Genomic DNA, 18,636 nt, shown 5'->3' with positions numbered 1-18,636 from the left:
GGTGCGGCTCAGTGCCGGTGCTGGGCCGGGACGCCCAGCGCGCGGTGGAACCCGTCAGGGATCTCGAGCACGTCGGGGCTGAGCTGGTCGATGGACGACAGCCCCATCCCGAGCAGCGCGGAGTCGATGCCGGAGCGCAGCACGTCCAGGACGTTGCCGACCCCGTCCTCGCCGTTGGCGGCCAGGCCCCAGAGGTACGCCCGCCCGATCATCACCGCGCGCGCACCCAGGGCGACGGCCTTGACCACGTCGGACCCGCGCCGTACCCCGCCGTCGAGGACGACCTCGACGTCGTGGCCCACGGCCTCGGCCACCGCCGCGAGGCAGCGGATCGTGGCCGGGGTGCCGTCGAGGTTGTTGCCGCCGTGGTTGGAGACCGAGATCGCGCTGACCCCGGCGTCCACGGCACGCTTGGCGTCGTCGACACGGCAGACACCCTTGAGCATGAACGGCTTGCCGCCGCTGATCCGCGTCCACTGCTCGCACATCCAGGCGACGTCGTCCCAGGTCGGCGGGGTGGTGGTCATCCACTCGTAGTAGGCGCCGAAGAACGTCGGGCCCTTCGCGGCGCCGGGGGCGGCGAGGTTGGGCGCGGTGAGGTCGGGGATGGTCCCGGTCTTCCCGAACCGCCAGAGCCAGCCGACCTTGGTCGCGACCTGGGGCGCCATCCGCACCATCGTGCGGAGGTCGACCTTCTCCGGGATCTCCGGGCTGCCCCAGTCGCGGCCCATCGAGAACGACCAGTCGAGGGTGGCGATGAGGCCCTTCGAGCCGGCGTCGGCGGCGCGCTGCATGCGTTGGACCATGACGTCGCGGTCGCCGGTCCAGTACATCTGGAAGAAGGTCTTGTCGTTGACCGCACAGACCTCCTCGACCGACTTCGAGGCGAAGTTCGACAGGCCCATGATCGTGCCCCGCGACGCCGCCGCACGGGCCACGGCGACCTCGCCCTCGGGGTCGACCGCCTGCACGCCGGTCGGGCTGATCACGACGGGCAGCGAGATCTCCTGGCCCATCAGGGTCGTGGCCATCGACCGCTCGGCCTGGTGGCCGGCGACGTGCGGGGCGAACTGGATCTCGGTGAACGCCCGCTGGTTGTCGTCGATGGTCTGGCCCCGCTCGGAGCCGGCGACCAGGGCGCCGTACACCGGACCGGGCAGCCGCTTGCGGGCCCGCTGCTGGGCGACCGCGACGGACTCGAACCACGGGTTCTGCTTCCACGGGTTCTCGAGGTTCTTGCGGATGGTGGCCATCCGCGCGCTCTTCGAGGTCTCCATCAGTGCGCCCCTCCGGCGCTGCAGCCGCAGCCCCCGGACGGGCTCGCGGCGGCCAGCGGGTCGCCCGTCGGGTCGGTCGGGCTGAACCCGGCCAGCGGGCTCTCGGCGCACGCCGAGACCGGGACTCCCGAGCCGTCCGAGGACCCGTCGGGCCGACGGGTGAGCAGCTGCAGCATCACCGGCTGGTTGCGGGTCGGGTTGGACTTGGAGTGGTCCTGGCTCTGCGCCGGGATGGTCCGCTCGCCGGCCAGCGCCGTCTCGCCGTACCCCTTCACGCACTCGGGGTCGGGTCCGTCGAGCGGGAGGCCGGTGAAGAACTTCGCGGCCATGCACCCGCCGCGGCAGGCGTCGAAGTGCGAGCACTTCGTGCACGCGCCACCGGTCTGCGGGGAGCGCAGCTCGGTGAACAGCGGCGAGGTCTTCCAGACGTTGTCGAACCCGCCGTCGCGCAGCAGGTTGCCGGCGTGGAACTGGTCGTGGATCGCGAACGGGCAGGCGTAGACGTCGCCGACCGGGTCGATCAGGCAGACCACGCGCCCGGCGCCGCACAGGTTGAGACCGGGCAGCGGCTCGCCGAAGGCCGCGAGGTGGAAGAACGAGTCGCCGGTCAGCACGTTCTCGCCGTTGGCGACGAGCCAGTCGTAGAGCTCCCGCTGCTGGTGGGGCAGGGGGTGCAGCTCGTCCCACACGTCCGCGCCGCGGCCCGAGGGACGCATCCGGGTCAGCCGCAGCGTGGCATCGAAGGAGTCGGCCAGGGCCTTGAACTCGTCGAGCTGGCCGATGTTCTCGCGGGTGCAGACGACCGAGATCTTGGCGTCGACGAAGCCGGCGTCCTGGAGGTTCTGCAGGGCGGTGATCGCGGTGTCGTACGACCCGGGGCCGCGCACGTAGTCGTTGACCTCGGCGGTCGCGCCGTCGAGGGAGATCTGGACGTCGACGTAGTCGGTGGAGGCGAGGAAGCGGGCCCGCTCGGGGGTGATCCGCACGCCGTTGGTGGAGAACTTCACGCCGACGTCGTGCGCCACGGCGTACTCGAGGAGGTGCCAGAAGTCGGGGCGGATCGTGGGCTCGCCGCCGCCGATGTTGACGTAGAAGACCTGCATCCGCTGCAGCTCGTCGATGACGGCCTCGCACTGCTCGGTCGTCAGCTCGTCGGGGTCGCGGCGTCCGCTGGAGGACAGGCAGTGCGCGCACTCCAGGTTGCAGGCGTAGGTGAGCTCCCACGTGAGGCAGATCGGGGCGTCGAGGCCGAGCTCGAACTGGTCGACCAGCGCGCCGCCGACCGGGCGCTCGGGACGCGCGGGCGTGACGGTCAGGGGGCGTTCGGGAGCCAGGGTCATGCGGGCACCTCCGTGCGAGGGCGGATCATGTCGGTCGCGGCGAGACCCTCGAGGGCGGCCGCGTAGGCGTCGTGCTGGGCGTCGGGGACGCCGGCGGCGACCAGGGCCGACCGGACGTCGGGCGCGTCGCCGAGTCCCCGGACCACCGCCACCAGCTCAGGCCGCTTGAGGAAGCTGAGCTTCCGGTTGCCGAAGTGGTAGGCCAGCGCACCGAAGGGCTCGGGGCGCAGCGCCACCGACGGTGACAGGGTCCAGGGCTCGTCGAGCATCAGTAGACGCCGCACATGCCGTCGATCGAGACCTCCTCGACCAGCGTCTCGGCGCTCATCTCCTCGTCGGTCTGGCTGGTCTGGGCGTGCTCGGGGTTCATCGCGACTCCTCTCGTGGCGGGGTGTGACGTGGTCTGCGTCACGCTATTGGCACCCGTGGCCACAACGACCCCTCCGAACGGACGGGTCCTCGCCAGCCGCGGCCCCGCCGGGGCGGTGAGGGCTAGGGTCCGAGCCATGACGACCACGCCGGCGCGCCCGCGGGCGGCCGGGCGCCCGGGAGCCACCAGCCACGCCGCGATCGAGCAGGCCGCCTTCGGCCTGTTCGCCGAGCGGGGCTTCGCCGGCACCACGCTGGACGACATCGCCGCCGCGGTCGGGGTCGGGCGGCGGACCCTGTTCCGCTACTACCGCTCCAAGAACGACATCCCGTGGGGGCAGTTCGACCGCACCCTCGACGACTTCCGCCGGATCCTCGGCTCGACCGCGCCCGACCTGCCGCTGTGGGAGGCGGTGCACCACGGCGTGGTGCGGTTCAACGAGTTCCCCGGCGACGCCCGGCCGGGCCACCGCGAGCGGATGGAGCTGATCCTCGGGACGCCCGAGCTCCAGGCCCACTCCGCACTGCGCTACGCCGAGTGGCGGGCGGTGATCGCCGAGCACGTCGCCGACCGGCTCGCGGTGTCCCCCACCGACCTGCTGCCCACCACCGTCGGCCACGTCTCGCTGGCGCTGGCGCTGGCCGCCTACGACGCCTGGATGCGCGACCCCTCCCGCTCCCTGGCGGGCCTGGTCGACGAGGCGATGCGCGGCCTGCGCGCCCACCTGGCCTGCTGAGCCCGCCCGCCGCCGACGGAAGAACGTACACAAGCCCGGGTCGGACCTGGGCCGACCGCGCTGACCTGCGGTGATGCGCGGCCCCTGGGTCGGCGCCACGGCTTGTGTACGTTCTTTCGTTCCGCGACCACGAAGGAGACCAGGTGGGACCGCCTGACCGCACGGCGCTGCTCGTCCGCTGCCCCGCGGCCGAGCGGGTCGTCGGCGGCCACCGGTCGCGCCACGACGCGTCCGGCCGGGTCGGGGTGCCGGCCCACGTCACCGTGCTCTACCCGTTTCTCGACCCACGCGAGCTCGCCGACACCGACCTGGACCGTGTCGCTGAGGTCGCGGCCCGCGTCGCACCCTTCGACCTGGTCCTGGGTGGCACGGCGTGGTTCGACGAGAAGGTGCTCTACCTTGCCCCGGACGATCCCTCCCCCCTCGTGGAGCTGACCAGGGCGGTGGCGGCCTCGTTCCCGGCTCACCTGCCCTACGAGGGCCGGTTCAGCGACCCGGTGCCCCACCTGACCGTTGCGCACGACCAGCCGCTGGAAGTCCTGCGCGAGGTGGAGGCATCCATCCTCCCGCAGCTGCCGGTCCTCCAGCGCGTCGAGGCCATCGAGCTGTGGACCGGACCCCGGCCTGCTCTCGGCGTCGGCCGCTGGCGGCAGCTGGCGACGTCCCGCCTGGGCGTCCCCGGTCGTCCTGCGTAGCGAACGCTCGCCCACGCACCGGCCGTCCGCATCGGCGCAGGTCAGCGAGCTGCCCGGCCCGCTCCCCGGCCGATCACTACGCCGGACGACTAGCGCCAGGGGCTGGACCGCACGACCGCGAGCGCGCGCTCCATCTGGAACGGCGAGTTCTGCCGGTAGAGCCAGGGCCGGCCGACCCACAGGTAGGCGTCGACGTAGCGGCGCGCGAGCCGGTCGACCTCGGCCGGCAGCCGCCAGCGGTCGGCGGCGACGCGGTGGGTCGGCGGGATGCCGAGCGCGACGCAGCGGCGGTCGTCGTCGCGGGAGCGGCAGGTGCGGGCGTTGTCGGGGTCCGGGCCGTCGTACTCGCCGAACTTGAAGGGCTGGCCGTTCGAGGACGTGTTGATCACCGCGTGCTTGCCGGTGATGCCGCGCGCGTCCAGCGCCTTCACCAGGGCGGCCGCACGGCGCACCTCCAGCGAGGTCGCGGAGTAGTGGGTGGCGTTCAGGGCGACGCCGCGCACGTGGCGGATCCCCGCCGGGACCAGGAAGTCCAGCGCCCGCTGCACGCCGCCCTGCCCCTCCGAGGGCCAGTCCGCCGCGCCCGCGTCGAGGTAGACCGAGGTGCGGGGCAGGTCCGAGAGCTTCTTCGCGGCGTAGGCCACCAGGCGGGTCGGCACGTCGGAGCCCCGCGGCGCGCACAGCGCGAACGGCAGGTCGGGCTGCAGCACGATCGCCGCCGGTGTGCGGCCGACGGCGCGGGCGAAGCCGTCGATCCAGCGGCGGTACGACGCCCGCTCCCGCTCGGTGGGCAGGCGCGAGCAGGCCTCGTGCTCCCAGGGGACCATCCGGAACACCGACATCTGCACCAGCACCGACGGGTCGCCGTCCTGGGCGTTCGCGACGTACTCCCGGACCTTGGCCGCGATCTCGCCGTCCGGGATCCAGGCGCCGAACCACTTCGCCTTCGGGGTCTGCGCGATCCGGGCCAGCGTCTTCTTGCGCGCCCCCCGGGCGTCGACGTAGGGCTGCCAGGCCATCTCCGCCGGGCCGCGGTAGGTGCCCCACTCCCGCCCGGCCAGCGGGTTGTCGTCGGTTGCGCCACCCGTCGCGGTCGCGGTGGCGGGCACGGCGAGCAGGAGCGCGAGCGCGCCGAGGAGCAGGGCGGTGAGGCGTCGGGTCACCGGGCGAACCTACGACGCCGCGGCGCCCACCGAGGGTGGATGGCATTTAGTAGGACGTCCTACTAATGTCGTGACCAGCCCCACTTCCCCGCTGCAGGAGGCACCCGTGCCCGAGCTCCACGTCCCCACCAACCCGGTACGCCTCGTCACGGCCTCCGCCCTCTTCGACGGCCACGACGCCTCGATCAACATCATGCGGCGGATCCTGCAGAGCCAGGGCTGCGAGGTGATCCACCTCGGCCACAACCGCTCGGTCGCCGACGTCGTGGACGCCGCCGTCCAGGAGGACGTCCAGGGCGTGGCCGTCAGCAGCTACCAGGGCGGGCACATCGAGTACTTCGAGTACCTCGTGCAGTCGCTGCGCGAGCGCGGCGCCGGCCACGTGAAGGTCGTCGGCGGGGGCGGCGGCGTGATCGTGCGCGACGAGATCACCCGGCTCCGCGAGTCGGGCGTGACGATCTTCGCCCCGGAGGACGGCCAGCGCCTCGGCCTGGCCGGCATGATCAGCACCGTCGTGGCCGACTGCGACACCGACCTGTGGCAGGCCGGCTCGGTGACCGCCGACCAGGTCCTCACCGGCGACCACGCCGCGATCGCGCGCGCCATCACCGGCGCCGAGACCGGCCGCCTCGACGAGACCACGCTGACCCGGCTGCGCGAGGCCGCGGCCGGCCACCAGGTCCCCGTGCTCGGCATCACCGGCACCGGCGGGTCCGGCAAGTCGTCGCTGACCGACGAGCTCGTACGCCGGCTGCGGCTGGACCAGCAGGACAAGCTGCGCATCGCGGTGCTGGCCGTCGACCCGACCCGGCGCAAGGGCGGCGGGGCGCTGCTCGGCGACCGGATCCGGATGAACTCCCTCGACGGCGACCGGGTCTACTTCCGCTCGCTGGCCACGCGCGGCGCCCGCGAGCTGCCCGAGCACCTCGACGACGTGATGACGGTGCTCAAGGCAGCCGGGTTCGACCTGGTCGTCGTCGAGACGCCGGGCATCGGGCAGGGCGACGCGGCGATCGTGCCGTTCGTCGACACCTCGCTCTACGTGATGACGCCCGAGTTCGGCGCCGCCTCGCAGCTGGAGAAGATCGACATGCTCGACTTCGCCGACGTCGTGGCGATCAACAAGTTCGAGCGGCGCGGGGCCAAGGACGCGCTGCGCGACGTGGGCCGGCAGCTGGTCCGCAACCGCGAGGCCTTCGGCAAGCAGCCCGACGAGATGCCGGTCTTCGGCACCAGCGCGGCCACCTTCAACGACGACGGCGTGACCGCGCTCTACCAGGAGCTGCGCGGCCTGCTCGCCGACCGCGGCCTCCCGGTGGCCGACGGCGTGCTGCCGGCCGTCGCGGTCCGGCACTCCTCGGGCATCCGTCAGGTCGTCCCCACCGACCGGGTCCGCTACCTCGCCGAGATCACCGAGACGGTGCGCGGCTACCACGCCGAGACCGAGCGTCTGGCCGCCGCGGCCCGCCGCCTGCAGCAGGTCGAGGCGGTGACCGAGGCGCTCGGCGAGGGCGACCAGGGCGACGTCCCGCAGCTGCTGGAGAAGAGCCGGCGCGAGGTGCCGCCGGCGTTGCACGACCAGCTCGCGGGGTGGCCGGCCGTGGTCGAGTCGTACTCCGGCGACGAGCAGGTGGTGAAGGTCCGCGACAAGGAGATCACCACCGCGCTGACCCGCGAGTCGCTGTCGGGCAGCAGGATCCCCCGCGTGGCGCTGCCGGCGTACGCCGACCACGGCGAGCTGGTCCGCTTCTGGCGCCGGGAGAACCTCCCGGGGATGTTCCCCTTCACCGCCGGGGTGTTCCCCTTCAAGCGCGACGGCGAGGACCCGGCGCGGATGTTCGCCGGCGAGGGCGACCCCGCACGGACCAACCGGCGCTTCAAGGTGCTCTCCGCCGACGGCGACGCCAAGCGCCTCTCGACCGCCTTCGACTCCGTCACGCTCTACGGCCGCGACCCCGACCCGCGCCCCGACATCTACGGCAAGGTCGGCACCTCGGGGGTCTCGGTGGCCACGCTCGAGGACATGCGGGTGCTGTACGGCGGCTTCGACCTCACCTCGCCGACCACGTCGGTCTCGATGACCATCAACGGCCCGGCGCCGACGGTGCTGGCGTTCTTCCTCAACACCGTGATCGACCAGGAGGTCGAGAAGTTCCGGGAGGCCGAGGGTCGCGAGCCCGGCGAGGAGGAGAACGCGATGCTGGCCGCGCACGCGGTGGCCACGGTCCGCGGGACGGTGCAGGCCGACATCCTCAAGGAGGACCAGGGGCAGAACACCTGCCTGTTCTCGACCGAGTTCTCGCTGCGGATGATGGCCGACATCCAGGAGTGGTTCATCGAGAAGGGCGTGCGGAACTTCTACTCGGTGTCGATCTCCGGGTACCACATCGCCGAGGCCGGGGCGAACCCGATCAGCCAGCTCGCGTTCACCCTCGCCAACGGCTTCACCTACGTCGAGGCCTACCTCGCGCGCGGAATGGACATCGACGCCTTCGCGCCGAACCTGTCCTTCTTCTTCTCCAACGGCATGGACCCGGAGTACTCCGTGATCGGCCGCGTCGCCCGCCGGATCTGGGCGGTGGCGATGAGGGAGAAGTACGGCGCGAACGAGCGCAGCCAGAAGCTGAAGTACCACGTGCAGACGTCCGGCCGGTCCCTGCACGCGCAGGAGATGGACTTCAACGACATCCGCACCACGCTCCAGGCGCTGATCGCGATCTACGACAACGCCAACAGCCTCCACACCAACGCCTACGACGAGGCCGTCACCACCCCGGGCGCCGAGTCCGTACGCCGGGCGCTGGCGATCCAGCTGATCATCAACCGCGAGTGGGGCATGGCGATGAACGAGAACCCGCTCCAGGGCTCGTTCGTCATCGACCAGCTGACCGACCTGGTGGAGGAGGCCGTGCTGGCCGAGTTCGACCGGATCAACGAGCGCGGCGGCGTGCTCGGCGCGATGGAGACCGGCTACCAGCGCGGACGCATCCAGGACGAGTCGATGCTCTACGAGCACCGCAAGCACGACGGCTCGCTGCCGATCGTCGGGGTCAACACCTTCCTCGCGCCGCAGTCCGACGACGCGACCCCGCAGCACGTCGAGCTCGCGCGGGCCACGGAGGAGGAGAAGGAGGGCCAGCTCTCGCGGGTGGAGGCCTTCCGCGCCGACCACACCGACGAGGGTGCGGCGGCGCTGGCCCGGCTCAAGGAGGCCGCGATGGGCGGCGAGAACGTCTTCGCGGTGCTGATGGATGCCGCGCGGGTGTGCTCGCTGGGCCAGGTCACCGAGGCGTTCTTCGAGGTCGGCGGGCAGTACCGCCGCAACGTCTGACCCCTCCCGTCCCACCCTCCGGTCCCGCTAGGGTGAACATCACCCGAGCGCTGACTCGGTCCGACTTCAGGAGCGCCTCTGTGACGACGTACGACGACCACTCGCTGCCCGCCCCCTCCGAGCGGGCGGTGGACCTCCACGGCCGGATGGTCGAGTTCATGCGCACCGAGGTGCTGCCCGCCGAGCAGGCCTACGCCGACCACCGTCGCGCCGCCGGTCCCGACGACCACACGCTGCCGCCGGTGGTCGAGGAGCTGAAGACCAAGGCCCAGGCGCTGGGGCTCTGGAACCTGTTCCTCCCCTCGGAGTCCGGGCTGACCCAGCTCGAGTACGCCCCCATCGCCGAGCTGTCCGGGTGGAGCCTGGACCTGGCGCCCGAGGCGCTGAACTGCCAGGCGCCCGACACCGGCAACATGGAGCTGCTGCACCTGCTCGGCACCGAGGAGCAGAAGCAGCAGTGGCTGGCCCCCCTGCTCGCCGGGGAGATCCGCTCGGCGTTCTCGATGACCGAGCCGGCCGTGGCCAGCAGCGATGCCACCAACATCGCCACCCGGATCGTCCGCGACGGCGACGAGTACGTCGTCAACGGCCGCAAGTGGTGGACCAGCGGTGCGATGGACCCGCGCTGCGCGGTCCTCGTCGTGATGGGCAAGACCGACCCCGAGGCCGCCACCCACCGCCAGCAGACGATGGTCGTCGTGCCCCGCGACACCCCCGGCGTGACGATCGTGCGCGACCTGCCCGTCTTCGGCCACCACGACCAGCACGGCCACGCCGAGGTCCGCTTCGACGACGTGCGCGTGCCCGCGACCAACGTGCTCGGCGAGGAGGGCGGCGGGTTCGCCGCGGCCCAGGCCCGGCTCGGACCCGGCCGCATCCACCACTGCATGCGCGCGCTCGGCGCGGCCGAGCGGGCCCTGGCCCTGATGGTCGCCCGCGCCCAGGACCGGGTCGCCTTCGGCGGCCCGCTGTCCGACCAGGGCGTCGTGCGCCAGCAGATCGCGGAGTCCCGGATGGAGATCGACCAGGCCCGGCTGCTGTGCCACCGCGCCTGCGCGGTCATCGACGCCGCCGGCAACAAGGAGGCCCGCAACCTCGTGGCGATGGCCAAGGTGGCGGTCCCGCGTGCCGCGACCAACGTCATCGACCGCGCCATCCAGGTCCACGGCGGCGCCGGCGTCACCGACGACACCCCGCTGGCCGCGATGTACGGGTGGCACCGCGCCATGCGCCTCTTCGACGGCCCCGACGAGGTCCACGTGCGCTCGATCGCCCGCGGCGAGCTGGGACGTACGCCGGTGCTCCCCCCGGCCGGCCCCACCTCCGGGAACACCGACGGGGGCCGCTCGTGAGCACCCGCACCCTGGCCGGCCGCACGATCCTGATGTCCGGCGGCAGCCGCGGCATCGGCCTGGCCATCGCGCTGCGCGCCGCCCGCGACGGCGCCAACGTCGTCCTGATGGCCAAGACCGACCAGCCGCACCCCAAGCTCGAGGGCACCGTGCACACCGCGGCCGCCGAGGTCGAGGCCGCCGGCGGCCAGGCCCTGGCCGTGGTCGGTGACGTCCGCAGCGACGACGACGTCGAGCGCGCGGTCGCCGCGGCCGTCGAGCGGTTCGGCGGGATCGACGTGGTGGTCAACAACGCCAGCGCGATCGACCTCAGCCCCACCCGCGAGCTGAGCATGAAGAAGTACGACCTGATGCAGTCGATCAACGCCCGCGGGACCTTCCTGCTGTCGAAGACCGCCATCCCGCACCTCGAGCGCAGCGACCAGGCGCACGTGCTGACGCTGTCGCCGCCGCTGGACCTCGACCCTCGCTGGGCGGGGTCCTACCTCGGCTACACGATGGCCAAGTACGGCATGAGCCTGGTGACCCTCGGCCTGGCCGAGGAGCTGCGCGAGGCCGGCATCGCGGCCAACTCGCTGTGGCCGCGCACGATGATCGCCACCGCCGCGGTCGCCAACCTGCTCGGCGGCGAGGAGGCGATGGCCGGGTCGCGCACGCCGGAGATCGTCGCCGACGCGGCGTACGCCGTGCTGACCCGTGACCCGCGCACCTGCACCGGGCGCTTCCTGATCGACGACGAGGTGCTCGCCGAGGAGGGCGTCACCGACCTCGACGGCTACCGGGTCACCGCCGGCTCCGGCCCGCTGCGCCCGGACCTGTTCCTGGACCCCGACGACGCCTGAGGCCCGGTGGGGCACGTCGGACCACGGCCTGGTGGTCCGTGGTCCGACGTGGTCAGTCGCGCAGCTCGCGGCGCAGGATCTTGCCGGTGACGGTCTTCGGCAGCTCCTCGATCACCACGACCTGGCGCGGGTACTTGTAGGCGGCCATCCGCTCCTTGCAGTGCGCGACGAGCTCGTCGGGCGTGACCGTCGTGCCCGCCCTCAGGCTGACGAACGCCTTGACGGTCTCGCCGCGACGCTCGTCGGGCACGCCGACCACGGCGGACTCGCGCACCGCCGGGTGCTCGGCCAGGACGTCCTCGACCTCGCGCGGCCAGACCTTGTAGCCGGAGGCGTTGATCATGTCCTTCTTGCGGTCGACGATGAAGATCCAGCCGTCGGCGTTCATGAAGCCGACGTCGCCGCTGCGCAGGGCGCCGCCCGGCAGGTTCGCCGCGGTCTCGTCGGGCTTGCCCCAGTAGCCCGCGACGACCTGGGGGCCGTCGGCGACGATCTCCCCGACCTCGCCGAGCGGCAGGTCGTTCCCGTCGTCGTCCTGGATCCGCACGATCGTGCTCGGCACCGGCACCCCGACCGCGAGGGCGCCCGACGTCGGATCGACCGGTGACGGCGCCCCGAACGGGGTCAGCGTCATCGGGCTGGTCGTCTCGGTCAGCCCGTAGGCGTTGTGCACCTGCAGCCCGGTCTTCTCCGCGAACGCCTTCTCGGCCGTCGGCGAGATCGCGGCCCCTCCGGAGTAGACCGAGGTGAAGGACGAGAAGTGGTCGCGGGTGAAGCCCTCGGCGTTGAGCAGCGCGTTGAAGGCGGTGATCGCGCCGATCGTGTACGTCGGGCGGTGCTCCAGCAGCGCGTCCAGGACGACCCCCGGCTCGAAGCGGTAGGCCAGCACCAGCTCCGACGGGGCGGCGAGGCTGACCGCGATGTGCCCGATCAGGCCGGTGATGTGGAACAGCGGGGCGATGCCGAACACCGACCCGCCCGGGCCGAACCGGGCCCAGTCGCGGTAGACGCCGGCGGTGAAGACCACGTTGCGGTGGGTGTTCATCGCGCCCTTGGGCACCCCGGTCGTGCCCGAGGTGTAGGTCAGGAACGCGACGTCGTCGGGCCCGAGCTCGACCGGCGGCGGCACCTGCCCGCGGTGCTCCTCGATCAGCTCGGCGAGGTCGGTGGTGCCCTCGTGCCGGGCGCGGGAGACGCCGGCGAAGAGCCGTTCGTCGTCCCGCTGCTGGTGCTCGAGCTCGCTGGTGGTCAGCACGAGGTCGACCGCGGTGCCGGGCACGACCTCGCGGGCCACCTCGTCGTACAACGTCTCCAGGCTGACCAGGACCCGCGCGCCGGAGTCGGCGAGCAGGTAGGACAGCTCGCGGACGCGGCTCATCGGGTTGATCGAGACCATCACGCCGCCGGCCTTCCAGGTGGCGACCAGGCAGACCACGAACTGCGGCACGTTCTGGAGGTAGGCCGCGAGCCGGTCGCCGCGCTCGAAGCCGTGCGCCAGCAGCGCGCTGGCCAGGGCGTCGCTCTGCGCCTCCAGCTCGGCGCGGGTCAGCACGCCGTCGAAGTAGCGGATCGCGACGCCGTCGGGGTCCGCGGCCAGGCCCGCGCGGTACATCGTGAGCGCGTCGGGGTACGCCGGCGGCATCTCCGTGGGCTGGCCGTCGTAGAGGGCCAGCCACGGCTTGTCGTCGTAGGCGCTCATGCGGTCCTCACTTCAGGACGACGGGGTTCACCGGGGCGCCGCTGCCCTGGGCGACCTTGATCGGGGCGGCGGTGTAGCAGAACTCGTACGTCCCGTCGTCCGCGCAGTCCGCGGCGAGGGCCTCGAGGTCGACGATCTCGGTGAAGGTGACGCCGAGGTTGCGCATCAGGGCGTTGTGCAGGGTCAGCGCGACGCCGGTGTTCGGGTCGAAGGTGACCTCGTTGGCGATGGTGTCGGTGACCAGGTTGGGGATCTCCATGTCCTGGAACCACTGCACGAGCTCGGGGCTGTAGACCAGACCGGGCTCGCAGAAGCCCTCGTAGAACGTGTCCCCGAGCTCGAAGAAGCGCTGGAGGTAGTTGGTACGGATGACGATGATGTCGCGCTTGCGCAGCTCGACGCCCTGCGACTCGGCGCAGGCGAGGAGGTCCTCGTGGGTGAAGGTCTCGGCGGAGTCGAGGTAGGTCTTGCCCCGGAAGCGGGCCATGTCGAGCAGGACGCCGCGCCCCACGACGCCCTTCTGCGCGATCGGCTCGACGCTGGCCTTGTCCATGCCGCCGACGGAGGTACGGGCGTCGTAGCCGTTCCACATCTGCCCGTCGAACCACACGTGGCCGAGGGCGTCGTACTGGGTGGAGCCCTGGAGGAAGGCGTTGATCATGTCGTCGGCGTAGTGCAGGCCGCCGGGGAAGGCCGGCGCGTCGTCGGCGTCCCAGGTCGCCTCGTCCATGATCTGGGTGCGCACGGCGGGCTTGCGGCCGGGCCAGACGGGGTCACCGTTCGGGTCCCCGATCAGCCGCTGGATGCAGAAGGTCTTGCCCTGGCGGACCAGCCCGACCGCGGCGAGCACCTGCTCGGGGCCGAGGTAGTTCAGGCCGCCGACCTCGTCGTCCTCCCCCCACTTGCCCCAGTTGCTCGGGGCGTCCTTGAGCAGCTCGCCGAGGGCGGGGACGGGGGCGTCGTTCATGGGTTCCTCCAACGCGGTGACGGCGACGGTCCGAGCGAGCGCTCGGCACGCGTATGACGTACCTCACCTTGTCGCGGGCCGCACCCGGGCGTCAAGGGTCCGTCCACCGCCCCTTCCGAGACCGCCGGGTTCAGTTATGTTGAACCCGTGCCCACGCTCGACGACGTCCCGCCGGTCCCCTCGGGCGACGTCACCCACCGCGAGCGGCTGGGCCGCACGATCCGCGACCTCCGCCGCGGCCGCGGCCTGACCTCCCGCGAGCTGGCCGGGCGCCTCGGCGTCAGCCTGGCCACCGTCAGCGGCATCGAGAACGGCCGCACCGGCGTCTCGACCCGACGACTGGCCGAGGTCGCCGAGGCGCTCGGGGTGCCCGTGCCGCAGCTGCTGGCCGACCCCGTCGACCTCCCCCCGCGACGTGCGGGCGAGGGCCTCGCGGCGCCCGCCGGCGACTGGCGGGCCTTCCCGCCGCTGGTGCTCGACACCGCGCTGACCGGGGCGCTCTCGGCTTTCCTCGAGTACGGCTACCACGGCGCCACGATGCGCACGATCGCGGACCGGGCGGGGCTGTCCGTGCCGGGGCTCTACCACCACCACGACAGCAAGCAGGACCTGCTGGTCGCCCTGCTCGACGTGACCATGGCCGACCTCCACGCCCGCACCCGTGCGGCCCTGGCCGAGTCCGACGACCCGGTCGAGCGGTTCGCGCACGTGGTCGAGTGCCTGGCGCTCTTCCACACCCACCGCCGCGAGCTCGGCTTCGTGGGCGCCTCCGAGATGCGCAGCCTGGAGCCGGTCTCGCGCGACCGGGTGGCCGCGCTGCGCGTGGCCGAGCAGCGGGTCGTCGACGCCACCGTCGAGGACGGCGTGCGCGCCGGCGCCTTCGGCACCACCCGCCCGCACGAGGCCGCGCGGGCGGTGGTGACGATGTGCACCGCCCTGGCGCAGTGGTTCCGGCACGACGGCCCGGCACCGGCCGAGCACGTCGCCGCGCAGTACGTCGAGTTCGCCCTCGACCTCGTCCGCTGCGCACCGGACCGCCGTCCGGCCGGTCGCACCCCCTCCGCTAGGAAGGACCCGTGACGCCGACCACCGAGCAGGTCCTCGCCCTGCACACCGCGACCGACACCACGGTGCCCGAGGGACACATCGACGAGAACGGCCACATGAACATCGGCCACTACTTCTCGGCCGCCTCCTGGGCGGTCTGGGACCTGACCAGCGAGCGGGTCACCGGGCCCGACTACATCGCCCGGCGCGGGTCGTCGTTCTTCACCGTCGAGCACCGCATCGCCTACCTCGGCGAGCTGCGGCTCGGTGAGCGCTACTCGGTGCACGCGGCGCTCGCGGGTCGTACCGACAAGGCGCTGCACGGCCTCGCCCTGGTCGTCGACCGCGAGCGCGACCGGGTGGCCTGCCGGATGGAGATCGTCTACGTGCACGTCGACATGGGTGCGCGGCGCGCGTGCGCCATGCCCGACGACGTCGCGGCCCGTGCCGACGCCGAGGTCGCCCGGCACCCCTGGGTGGCTGCCGCCGCGACCGGCCTGACGCTGCGGCGGCCGTCGTGATCCCGGGCGCGCCCCGTGCGGCGCGGCGGGTGGTCTCGCTGGTGCCGTCGCTCACCGAGGCGCTGGCCTCGGTCGCCCCCGAGCGCGTGGTGGGCGCCACCGACTGGTGCACCCACCCGGCCGACCTCGCGGTGACCCGGGTGCGCGGCACGAAGAACCCCGACCTGGCCGCCGTCCGGGCGCTCGAGCCGGACCTCGTGCTGGCGGTCAAGGAGGAGAACCGCGAGCTCGACGTGCGCCGCCTGCGCGACGCCGGCGTCCGGGTGCACATCAGCGAGATCAGCACGGTCCCCGAGGCGGTGTCCACCTTCGAGGACCTCTTCGACCGGGTGTTGGGCTGGGACCGGCCCGACTGGCTGGGCACGGCCCGCGAGCAGTGGTGCGGCCCGCTGCCGCCGGTCGTCGCGCGGGTCGCCATCCCGGTCTGGCGCGACCCGTGGATGGTCGTCGGCGGCGACACCTTCACCTCCGACCTGGCCCGCCGACTGGGCTGGGCCAACGCCTTCGGCGACCGGGAGCGCTACCCCCACGTCGAGCTGGCCGAGGTCGACGACCCGGACCGCGTCGACCTGGTCCTGCTGCCCGACGAGCCGTACGAGTTCACCGCCGCCGACGGCCCCGAGGCCTTCACCCGGGTCCCGACGCGACGCGTCCCCGGCCGCCTGCTGACCTGGTACGGCCCCTCGCTCGGCGAGGCCGCGGCGCTGCGGGACGGCTGAGGCGGCTCAGACCGAGTCGGTCGGTGCGGGCGCGTGGGTGTCGCCCTGGAGCGTGCCGCCGTCGGTCGAGCCCGACAGCGAGCGCTGCAGCGCCTCGCGCACCGGGACGAAGCGGTGGTCCGGGTCGGCGAGGTCGCGGCGCACGTCGTCCTCGCCGCAGACCATCTCCTCCGAGAGGCTCTCGACGAGGGCCGACACGGTGGTGATGTCCATCCCGCTGATCCGCGCGCAGCCCCACCCGACGACCTTCGCCGACAGGCCCGGCACGAGCACGCGGCGTCGCTTCAGGCCGTCGACCTCGGCGAACAGGGCCAGCAGCTCGGGGTAGGTCAGGACGTCGTCGCCCCCGACGTCGTAGTGGCGCTCGTGCACCTCGCCCTGGAGCGAGCGCACCAGCAGGTGGACGACGTCGTCGATCGAGACCGGCTGCAGGCTGCTGCGCATCCACGACGGGACGGGCGTCACCAGGGGCACCCGGCGGCTGAGCCGGCGGAGCAGCTCGAAGGAGGTCGATCCGGACCCGATCACCATCGCCGCGCGCAGCACGGTCGCCGGCACCGAGGAGGCCAGGAAGACCTCCTCGACCTCGAGCCGCGAGCGCAGGTGGTCGGTGAGCTCGGCATCCGGCACGAGGCCGGAGAGGTAGACGACCTGCTTCACGCCGGCCGTCTCGCAGGCCCGGGCCACCCGCTCGGCGGCCTCGCGGTCCTTGCGGACGAAGTCCTCGTCGGCCATCGAGTGCACGAGGTAGACGACGGCGTCGACGCCCTCGACCGCCGCCGCGATCTTGTCCTCGTCAGCGATGTCGAACTCGGCCGTGGTCACGCGCTCCGACCACGGGTACGCCTCGAGGCTCGACGCCTTCCGGGTCGCCGCGACCACGTCGTGGCCCTCGGCGAGCAGGGCCGGCACGAGCCGCGAGCCGACGTACCCCGTCGCTCCGGTGACCAGCACCCGCTGGCGGCGTCCGGGCGCGGCGTCCTGCTGGTCCGTCATCGTGTCCTCACGGTCACGACGGTACGGCGCGCACCCCTCACCCCCGGCACGGCCCTGCAGCCGCTACGGCTTCTCGCCGACGAGCTCCTCCTCGAGCGCCAGCAGCGCGGTCTCGACGACCTCGCTCAGCGCGGGGTGGATCCAGTACATGCCGCGGGCCAGCCCCACCACCGGCTGGTCGAAGCTCATCGCCTGGATGAGCGGCTGCACCAGCACGGAGGCCTGGGGGCCGATCAGGTGCGCGCCGACGAGCCGGCCGGTGGCGCGGTCGGCCAGCACCTTGACGAAGTGGCACCGGTCGTCGGTCTCCATCGCCCACCCGTGCGCGGTGTCGGCGTAGTAGGACCGTCCGATCGCGAGGTCGAGGCCCTGCTCGCGGGCCTGCTCCTCGGTCAGGCCGACCGCGGCGACCTGGGGGGAGGCGAAGACCGCGTTCGGCACGAACCGGTGGTCGGTGACGCGCAGGTCGTCGGGGTTGAGCAGGTTGTGCTGCACGATCCGTGCGTCCTGGTTCGCCACGTGCTTGAGCGGCTGGGCCGAGGACACGTCGCCCAGCGCCCAGACGCCCTCGGCGGTGGTGCGCTGGTGCTCGTCGACCACGACCCGCCCGGCGTCGTCCACCTCCACCCCGCTCCCGCTGCCGTCGAGGTCGAGCAGGTCCGCGTTGGGCTTGCGCCCCACCGCCACCAGCAGCACGTCGACCTCGGCGCTGCTGCCGTCGCCGAGGTGCATCACGATCCCGCCCGAGCCGGTGCGCTCCACCTTCTCCAGGCCGGCGTCGAGGCGCAGGTCCCAGCGGCGCCCGGCCAGCTCGGTGAAGTGGTCGGCGACCTCCCGGTCGTGGTTGTCGATCAGCCGCGGCGCGGAGTCGACCTGGACCACCTGGGCGCCGAGGGAGGCGAAGACGTTCGCGAACTCCGAGCCGACGTAGCCGCCACCGACGACGCCGATCCGCGCCGGCAGCCGGTCCAGGCGCATGACGGTGTCGCTGGTCTCGTAGGGGACGTCGTCCAGCCCGGGCACGTCCGGCACGACGGGGCGGCTGCCGACCGCGACCACGACCTGGTCGGCGGTCAGCGCGAGATCGGCCTCCCCCTCGCGGGAGACCGTCAGGGCGCGGGGCCCGGTGAACCGTGCCCGGCCGGTGATCGCGTCGACGTGCGACTGCCCCTCCCGGTAGTCCTGCCCGCCGCGGGCGAGCGGGTCGATCCGACCGAAGACCCGGTCCCGCATCGCGCGCCAGTCGGCGCCGTCGTACGACGTCCGCAGACCCAGGCGGGGACCCTCCTCAGCCGCCTCGTAGGCGATGTTCGCGGGGATGACGTACATCTTCGAGGGGATGCACCCACGGTTCAGGCAGGTCCCGCCGTACGGGCCCTCCTCGACGATCGCCACTTTCCATCCTTCGAAGCGGTGGTCCAGGATCGTGTTGCCCGAGCCGGTGCCGATGATCACGAGGTCGTAGTGCGCCATGCCGGAACCGTAGGTCGGGACGCCTCACCCAGGGGGTAGTGACGTCGACGCCCCGCACCAGGGGACGTGGCGCACGTCGTTCCTTCCGGCGACGAGCGACCGGGTGCA

General features: G+C 72.7%; 17 protein-coding genes. 8 read left to right on the top strand and 9 right to left on the bottom strand.

What is annotated here, in order from left to right:
- Positions 1 to 8: 8 nt before the first annotated feature.
- The 4 genes from mftD to mftA are packed head-to-tail and all read right to left on the bottom strand — an operon-like array spanning position 9 to position 2,987.
- Positions 9 to 1,277 carry a pre-mycofactocin synthase MftD gene (gene mftD / locus GV155_RS02795; protein WP_236553899.1) on the bottom strand — a complete coding sequence of 423 codons (1,269 nt, stop codon included), beginning with the start codon at positions 1,275 to 1,277 and terminating at the stop codon, positions 9 to 11.
- A complete protein-coding gene (gene mftC / locus GV155_RS02790; RefSeq protein WP_160005034.1) occupies positions 1,277 to 2,617 on the bottom strand; it encodes a mycofactocin radical SAM maturase in 1,341 nt (446 codons plus the stop codon). The genes mftD and mftC overlap by 1 nt, the downstream gene beginning before the upstream one ends.
- Positions 2,614 to 2,886 carry a mycofactocin biosynthesis chaperone MftB gene (gene mftB / locus GV155_RS02785; RefSeq protein ID WP_160005032.1) on the bottom strand — a complete coding sequence of 91 codons (273 nt, stop codon included), beginning with the start codon at positions 2,884 to 2,886 and terminating at the stop codon, positions 2,614 to 2,616. Before mftB ends, mftC begins: the two co-directional genes overlap by 4 nt.
- Positions 2,886 to 2,987 carry a mycofactocin precursor MftA gene (gene mftA / locus GV155_RS02780; protein WP_160005030.1) on the bottom strand — a complete coding sequence of 34 codons (102 nt, stop codon included), beginning with the start codon at positions 2,985 to 2,987 and terminating at the stop codon, positions 2,886 to 2,888. The genes mftB and mftA overlap by 1 nt, the downstream gene beginning before the upstream one ends.
- Positions 2,988 to 3,123: 136 nt before the next feature.
- Here mftA and mftR point away from each other — a divergent pair, with 136 nt between their 5' ends.
- Together mftR and GV155_RS02770 are read left to right on the top strand one after the other, a co-directional pair.
- Entirely contained in the window at positions 3,124 to 3,723 is a 600-nt protein-coding gene (gene mftR / locus GV155_RS02775) for a mycofactocin system transcriptional regulator (RefSeq protein WP_160005028.1), read from the top strand.
- A 143-nt stretch (positions 3,724 to 3,866) separates the two neighbouring features.
- Positions 3,867 to 4,418 (top strand): 2'-5' RNA ligase family protein, encoded by a 552-nt coding sequence (locus GV155_RS02770; RefSeq protein ID WP_160005026.1) that lies wholly within the window; start codon positions 3,867 to 3,869, stop codon positions 4,416 to 4,418.
- An 89-nt stretch (positions 4,419 to 4,507) separates the two neighbouring features.
- Here GV155_RS02770 and GV155_RS02765 read toward each other — a convergent pair whose 3' ends face one another.
- The gene (locus GV155_RS02765; protein ID WP_160005024.1) at positions 4,508 to 5,581 is read right to left on the bottom strand and encodes a glycoside hydrolase family 6 protein; all 1,074 of its coding nucleotides are present in this window, start codon (positions 5,579 to 5,581) and stop codon (positions 4,508 to 4,510) included.
- A gap of 106 nt (positions 5,582 to 5,687) precedes the next feature.
- Here GV155_RS02765 and icmF point away from each other — a divergent pair, with 106 nt between their 5' ends.
- The 3 genes from icmF (at position 5,688) to GV155_RS02750 (ending at position 11,106) form a co-directional block, all read left to right on the top strand.
- The gene (icmF, locus tag GV155_RS02760; protein ID WP_160005022.1) at positions 5,688 to 8,912 is read left to right on the top strand and encodes a fused isobutyryl-CoA mutase/GTPase IcmF; all 3,225 of its coding nucleotides are present in this window, start codon (positions 5,688 to 5,690) and stop codon (positions 8,910 to 8,912) included.
- An 80-nt stretch (positions 8,913 to 8,992) separates the two neighbouring features.
- Positions 8,993 to 10,264 (top strand): acyl-CoA dehydrogenase family protein, encoded by a 1,272-nt coding sequence (locus GV155_RS02755; protein ID WP_236553893.1) that lies wholly within the window; start codon positions 8,993 to 8,995, stop codon positions 10,262 to 10,264.
- Complete coding sequence (locus GV155_RS02750; RefSeq protein WP_236553886.1) at positions 10,261 to 11,106, top strand: SDR family oxidoreductase; 846 nt, start codon at positions 10,261 to 10,263, stop codon at positions 11,104 to 11,106. The genes GV155_RS02755 and GV155_RS02750 overlap by 4 nt, the downstream gene beginning before the upstream one ends.
- 52 nt (positions 11,107 to 11,158) lie before the next feature.
- On the opposite strand, the gene GV155_RS02745 is transcribed toward GV155_RS02750, so the two are convergent.
- Positions 11,159 to 12,805 (bottom strand): class I adenylate-forming enzyme family protein, encoded by a 1,647-nt coding sequence (locus GV155_RS02745; RefSeq protein WP_160005020.1) that lies wholly within the window; start codon positions 12,803 to 12,805, stop codon positions 11,159 to 11,161.
- A 7-nt stretch (positions 12,806 to 12,812) separates the two neighbouring features.
- Positions 12,813 to 13,772, bottom strand: a complete 960-nt coding sequence (locus GV155_RS02740; protein WP_160005018.1) for a cyclase family protein — start codon at positions 13,770 to 13,772, stop codon at positions 12,813 to 12,815.
- A gap of 147 nt (positions 13,773 to 13,919) precedes the next feature.
- On the opposite strand from GV155_RS02740, the gene GV155_RS02735 reads away from it, so the two are divergent.
- Genes GV155_RS02735 through GV155_RS02725 form a run of 3 tightly spaced genes read left to right on the top strand, consistent with a single transcriptional unit; the run spans position 13,920 to position 16,059 of the window.
- Entirely contained in the window at positions 13,920 to 14,852 is a 933-nt protein-coding gene (locus GV155_RS02735; RefSeq protein WP_160005016.1) for a TetR family transcriptional regulator, read from the top strand.
- Positions 14,849 to 15,340, top strand: a complete 492-nt coding sequence (locus GV155_RS02730) for a thioesterase family protein (protein WP_160005014.1) — start codon at positions 14,849 to 14,851, stop codon at positions 15,338 to 15,340. Before GV155_RS02735 ends, GV155_RS02730 begins: the two co-directional genes overlap by 4 nt.
- Positions 15,337 to 16,059: a helical backbone metal receptor gene (locus GV155_RS02725; RefSeq protein ID WP_160005012.1), complete on the top strand. Its 723-nt coding sequence runs from the start codon at positions 15,337 to 15,339 to the stop codon at positions 16,057 to 16,059. The genes GV155_RS02730 and GV155_RS02725 overlap by 4 nt, the downstream gene beginning before the upstream one ends.
- Before the next feature lie 6 nt (positions 16,060 to 16,065).
- Here the strand turns inward: GV155_RS02725 and GV155_RS02720 are convergent, their stop codons facing one another.
- Positions 16,066 to 17,055, bottom strand: a complete 990-nt coding sequence (locus tag GV155_RS02720; RefSeq protein ID WP_160005010.1) for an NAD(P)H-binding protein — start codon at positions 17,053 to 17,055, stop codon at positions 16,066 to 16,068.
- A gap of 63 nt (positions 17,056 to 17,118) precedes the next feature.
- On the bottom strand, positions 17,119 to 18,528 hold the full coding sequence (locus GV155_RS02715) for a mycothione reductase (protein ID WP_160005008.1): 1,410 nt from the start codon (positions 18,526 to 18,528) through the stop codon (positions 17,119 to 17,121).
- Positions 18,529 to 18,636 lie beyond the last annotated feature (108 nt).

It is taken from the genome of Nocardioides sp. AX2bis (genome assembly GCF_902506435.1).
Classification (GTDB): Bacteria; Actinomycetota; Actinomycetes; order Propionibacteriales; family Nocardioidaceae; genus Nocardioides.
This window is presented reverse-complemented; position numbering and strand designations above follow the sequence as displayed.